6 protein-coding genes and 1 pseudogene are annotated in these 4,354 nt (G+C 66.4%); 2 read left to right on the top strand and 5 right to left on the bottom strand.

What is annotated here, in order from left to right; all coding sequences use genetic code 11:
* The first annotated feature begins 10 nt into the window (after positions 1–10).
* Together Q0693_RS04200 and Q0693_RS04195 are read left to right on the top strand one after the other, a co-directional pair.
* Positions 11–1,444 carry an ATP cone domain-containing protein gene (locus Q0693_RS04200; RefSeq protein WP_298629464.1) on the top strand — a complete coding sequence of 478 codons (1,434 nt, stop codon included), beginning with the start codon at positions 11–13 and terminating at the stop codon, positions 1,442–1,444.
* A complete protein-coding gene (locus tag Q0693_RS04195; RefSeq protein WP_298629461.1) occupies positions 1,437–1,775 on the top strand; it encodes a hypothetical protein in 339 nt (112 codons plus the stop codon). Before Q0693_RS04200 ends, Q0693_RS04195 begins: the two co-directional genes overlap by 8 nt.
* Here the strand turns inward: Q0693_RS04195 and Q0693_RS04190 are convergent.
* The 5 genes and pseudogenes from Q0693_RS04190 to Q0693_RS04170 form a co-directional block, all read right to left on the bottom strand.
* Complete coding sequence (locus Q0693_RS04190; protein WP_243027743.1) at positions 1,748–2,044, bottom strand: hypothetical protein; 297 nt, start codon at positions 2,042–2,044, stop codon at positions 1,748–1,750. The genes Q0693_RS04195 and Q0693_RS04190 overlap by 28 nt on opposite strands.
* On the bottom strand, positions 2,044–2,358 hold the full coding sequence (locus Q0693_RS04185; RefSeq protein ID WP_243029834.1) for a hypothetical protein: 315 nt from the start codon (positions 2,356–2,358) through the stop codon (positions 2,044–2,046). The genes Q0693_RS04190 and Q0693_RS04185 overlap by 1 nt, the downstream gene beginning before the upstream one ends.
* A gap of 12 nt (positions 2,359–2,370) precedes the next feature.
* Positions 2,371–3,426: a threonine synthase gene (thrC, locus tag Q0693_RS04180; RefSeq protein ID WP_298629458.1), complete on the bottom strand. Its 1,056-nt coding sequence runs from the start codon at positions 3,424–3,426 to the stop codon at positions 2,371–2,373.
* A 134-nt stretch (positions 3,427–3,560) separates the two neighbouring features.
* Complete coding sequence (locus tag Q0693_RS04175) at positions 3,561–4,121, bottom strand: Uma2 family endonuclease (protein ID WP_298629456.1); 561 nt, start codon at positions 4,119–4,121, stop codon at positions 3,561–3,563.
* Positions 4,122–4,125: 4 nt separating this feature from the next.
* A pseudogene (locus Q0693_RS04170) lies at positions 4,126–4,354 on the bottom strand (homoserine dehydrogenase); the annotation flags it as partial.

The following is a 4,354-nucleotide window of genomic DNA, read 5'->3' as shown; positions in this document are numbered from 1 at the left end:
ATGCCAGAGAGTGGCTGAGGTCTTTGTTCGCCTGCGACGTGGAAGATGGCCCCTTTCCAAAGGCCTTTTGGTGGAGGCCCTTCTGCCCTTGGGGGTGCCCCTGGAGGCCGCCCAGGCCGTGGCCCATACCGTGGAGGAGCGTTTGAAGGCGGAAGGGCATTCGGCCGTGGCCCCGAGGGTCCTGCGCAAGGTCTTCCTGGAGGAGGTGGCCCGGGCCCTGGGGGCGGAGGTGGCGGGGAGGCTTTCCAGGCAGACCCTTCCCTTTGAGGAAATCCTGGTTCTGCAGGGGAAGAGGCGCCGTCCCTTCTCCAAGGGGCTTTTGGCCAGGAGCCTCGAGGAGGCGGGCTTTTCCTTGAAGGAGGCCCACGAGCTGGCCAAGGAGGTGGAAAGGCACCTTAGGCAGGAAGGGGTCAAGCAGATCTCCGCCCGCCGCCTGGAGGAGGTGGTGGCCCAAGTGGTGGGCCGGGCCCTGGGCAAAGGGGCCCGCAGGCGCTACCTCCAGCGCCAGGCCTTTGCCGGAGAGCTTTTCGTGGAGGAGGAAAGCGGTGAGCCCCGGATGCCCTTTTCCAAGGGCATTCTGGCGCAATCCCTGATGGGCATCGGGTTTTCCCCGGAACGGGCGTACCGGCTGGCCCGGGAGATGGAAAAGGCCCTGCGCCTGGAGGGGCGCAGGGTGATCCGGCGGAATGAGCTTCGGGAAAGGGTGTACCAGGCCCTTCTCAAGGAGGCGGGGGAGGAGGTGGCCAGGCGGTACCTGCTCCTTAGGAGCCTGAGGCGGAGCGCCCGCCCGGTGCACATCCTCATCGGTGGGGTCACCGGGGTGGGGAAGAGCGTCTTGGCCTCGGCCTTGGCCTACCGCCTGGGCATCACCCACATCGTTCCCTCGGATGCCGTGCGGGAGGTGTTTCGGGCCTCCCTTTCCCAGGACCTCCTTCCCACCCTGCACCGTTCCACCTTTGAGGCCTGGAAGGCCCTTTTGCCCGACCTGAGCGGGGAGGAAAGCCACGAGGAGCGGGTGATGCGGGGCTTTCTGGACCAGGTGGCCCGGGTGGCGGTGGGCCTTAGGGCCATCCAGGAACGGAGCGCCCTCGAGGGGACCTCCATCGTGCTGGAAGGGGTGCACGTGGTCCCCCGCTACCTGGACCATCCCTACCGGGACAGGGTGCTCACGGTTCCCATGCTGGTGGTGCTTCAGGACGAAAAGCTCCACCAGGATCGCTTTCTCCTTAGGGACCGGGAAACGGCCCATGCCCGGCCTCGGGAGAGGTACCTCACCCATTTCCCCGAGATCCGGCTTATCCAGGATCACCTCCTCCGTTGGGCCCAGGAGGAGGGGGTTCCCGTGATCCCGGGCGAGGACCTGGACGAGGCGGTGGAGAAGGCCCTAGAGGTCCTGGTGGCCTATCTGGAGGCCCATGGTTCCCGGGAGGTGGCCCGTGCTTGAGGTCCTGGGGTTTGTGCTCCTCCTCTTTCTGGCCTTCCGCTGGCGGGGCCGTCTGCCCCTTTGGGCCTTGGGGATCTGGCTCAATCTGGTCTGGTTTGTGTACCAAAACGAGCTGGGCTCGGGGTGGCTGGCCTATCTGCGAGGGCTTGGGGCAGGGGTTTTTCTGGCGGCGGGTTATGGGCAGCCGGGCTTGGCCTGGGCCCTCACCCCTTGGCCCCTGCTCCTCTACCTTCGCCTGGACGTGCGGGAGCTGACCTTTTACCTTCCCGCCTTGGGGGAGGGGATGGTCCTGGGGGCCCTCCTCTATCTGGCGGGTTTCCGCAGGCGGTAGACCAGGTAGGGAAGCCCCATCCCCAGCGCCCCACCCAGGAGGAAGGGAAGGGGGTGGCCGAAGAGGAGCTGAAGGAGAAAAAGAACCCCGTATAGGCCCAGGAAGAAGGGAACAGGGAAGGGTTTTTCCCCATAGGCCACCCCCATGGTGCCCACGAAGAGGCCCACCGCCAAGGCCATTCCTTCCTGGTGGGGGCGGAGGAAAAGGAAGTAGGCATAGGCAGCTACCCCTAGAAGGGCCAGGCTTTGGGAAAGGCGGCTGGGATTCATCACCTATGCACAAAGCGCTTTACCAGGAGTTGGGAAAGCACCAGGGCCACCCCACCCCAGGCCACCTGGGGCTCCTGGCCTAAGAAACCCATGGCGGCCGAGAACATGCCCGCTACCAGGAAGAAGGGAACGTACTTGGGGTTCACGGTAAGGCCCAGGACGAAGGCCACGATAAACCCGGCTATTCCCGGGGGCAAGGTGGCCCCCAGGGCCAGGAAGAGGAGCATGAGGGCGATGGTGATGGCCCCTGCCAGGTAGTAGGCTCCGGGGAAAGGTTCTTTGGGCTTCCTACGGGCGTCTTTGGCCTCGGGCATGGCCCAAGCTTATCACAAGAGTCCGGCGGCTTGGGCCACGGCCTCGAGGGTGGCGGGCACCGGCGGAAGAAGCCCCGCCACCTTCTCCGCCGTGGCCGGGTCCTTGAGGCCATGGCCGGTAAGGGTGAGGACCACGGTGCTGCCCGGTTCCAGACGCCCTTCCTTTAGGAGCTTCCACACCCCGGCCATGGCTGCCGCCGAGGCGGGTTCAGAGAAGATCCCCTCCGCCTCCGCCAGGTAGCGGTAGGCGGCGAGGATCTCCTCGTCCGTCACCGCTTCCATCAGCCCCCCCGACTCCTCCTTGGCCCGGATGGCCCCCTGCCAGCTGGCGGGGTTGCCGATGCGGATGGCGGTGGCCAGGGTCTCTGGCTTCTCTATGGGATGGCCCAGGACCAAGGGAGCAGCCCCCGCCGCCTGGAAGCCCAGCATCCGGGGAAGGCGGCTGGCCTTGCCCAGGGCGTGGTATTCCCTATACCCCATCCAGTGGGCGGTGATGTTGCCGGCGTTGCCCACGGGAAGGGCGTGGTAATGGGGGGCATCCCCCAGGTCGTCCACCACCTCAAAGGCCAGGGTCTTCTGGCCCTCGAGGCGGTAGGGGTTCAAGGAGTTCACCAGGGCCACAGGGTAGGCCTCGGTGAGGGCCTTGGTGAGGGCCAAGGCCTGGTCAAAGTTGCCCTCAATCTGGATGATCCGGGCTCCGTGCACCAGGCTTTGGGCCACCTTCCCCAGGGCCACGTACCCCGCGGGCAGGACCACGATGGCCTTGATCCCGGCCCGGGCGGCGTAGGCGGCGGCGCTGGCCGCGGTGTTTCCCGTGCTGGCGGCGGCCACCGCCTTGGCCCCTTCCTCCACCGCCTTGGACACCGCCAGGGTAATGCCCCGGTCCTTGAAGCTTCCCGTGGGGTTCAGGCCCTCAAACTTGGCGTAGAGGTGGACGCCCTGTCTTCGGGCTTCTTCCGGCCCTTTCAAGGGAATCAGGGGCGTGGAACCCTCCAGGAGGGAGATCACCGGGGTGTTTATGGAGACGGGCAGGTAAGCCCGGTACCGCTCTATAAGGGGAAGCCGCATGGGGATATGTTTTCCCCTCAGGGGTCCAGGCGTCAAGGGATAGGCCTTTTGGGGTGTATCCTGGGTACCCCTGAAGCTGGCCTGGAGAAGGGCTAGGCCGGGATCCCCGCCACGGCGAGGTGGCATCAGGGGTGCTAGAGGAAGAGCTCCTGGGCGTCCAAGGTGAAGCCGGGTAGCTCGGGGTCTAGGGGAATCCTTTGCGGGTCCGAATACTCCTCCGCGCCTCCTTGGCGGTGGACCTCCACCCGGTGGGTGTAAGGGTCCAGGAGGACCACCACACGGGTGCCGTTGGCCAAATAGGCCCGGGCCTTTTGCCGGAGTTCCTCCAGGGTCTGGCTTCGGGAGCGGATTTCCAAGGCCACATCTGGGGCTAAGGGGGGGAAGGCCTCCCGTTCCTCTGGGGAGAGGCCTAGCCAGCGATCCCGGAATAGGAAGGCGGCGTCGGGGGAGAGGAGGGAGCCATCGGGGAGCTTGAAGCCGGTGGCCGAGCTGAACACAAGGCCTAGACCCCTCTGCTGGTTCCAGCGGTAAAGCTGGCCTAGGAGGAGGGCTTCCAGGTAGCCGCTTTCTCCCCCTCTCGGCGACACCATAAGCTTCCCGTCTTTCCACCGCTCCAGCTGCCAGCCGGGATTCTTGGCCGAAAGCTGGCGGAGTTCCTCATCGCTCACGGGGCGGAGGAGGTCCAGGAAGGGCACGGCCTCATTCTACCTCGGGCAAAGGGCTTCCCTCCGCCAAGGGAGGGGTGGGGGCAGGGGCGGGCAGGTGGCCCAGGTGCCCGGACAGGAAGCGGAAAAGATCGCCAAGGAGGCCGCTGGCCGTGGCCCCTCCGCCGGCCCCGGGGCCGGTGACGTAGACCTCCCCCAGGGGATGGGCGCGCACCCAGAGGATGTTGCCCTGGGCCCGGGCCAAGGGGTGGTCCTGGGGCAGG

The sequence above is a fragment of the uncultured Thermus sp. genome, assembly GCF_938010445.1.
GTDB lineage: Bacteria > Deinococcota > Deinococci > Deinococcales > Thermaceae > Thermus > Thermus altitudinis.
This window is presented reverse-complemented; position numbering and strand designations above follow the sequence as displayed.

What these genes read in the sequence shown, in the direction of transcription:
- Q0693_RS04190 (WP_243027743.1), bottom strand. Translation starts at nt 2,044, where the DNA reads ATGAATCCCAGCCGCCTTTCCCAAAGCCTGGCCCTTCTAGGGGTAGCT.
- Q0693_RS04185 (WP_243029834.1), bottom strand. Translation starts at nt 2,358, where the DNA reads ATGCCCGAGGCCAAAGACGCCCGTAGGAAGCCCAAAGAACCTTTCCCC.
- thrC (WP_298629458.1), bottom strand. Translation starts at nt 3,426, where the DNA reads ATGCGGCTTCCCCTTATAGAGCGGTACCGGGCTTACCTGCCCGTCTCC.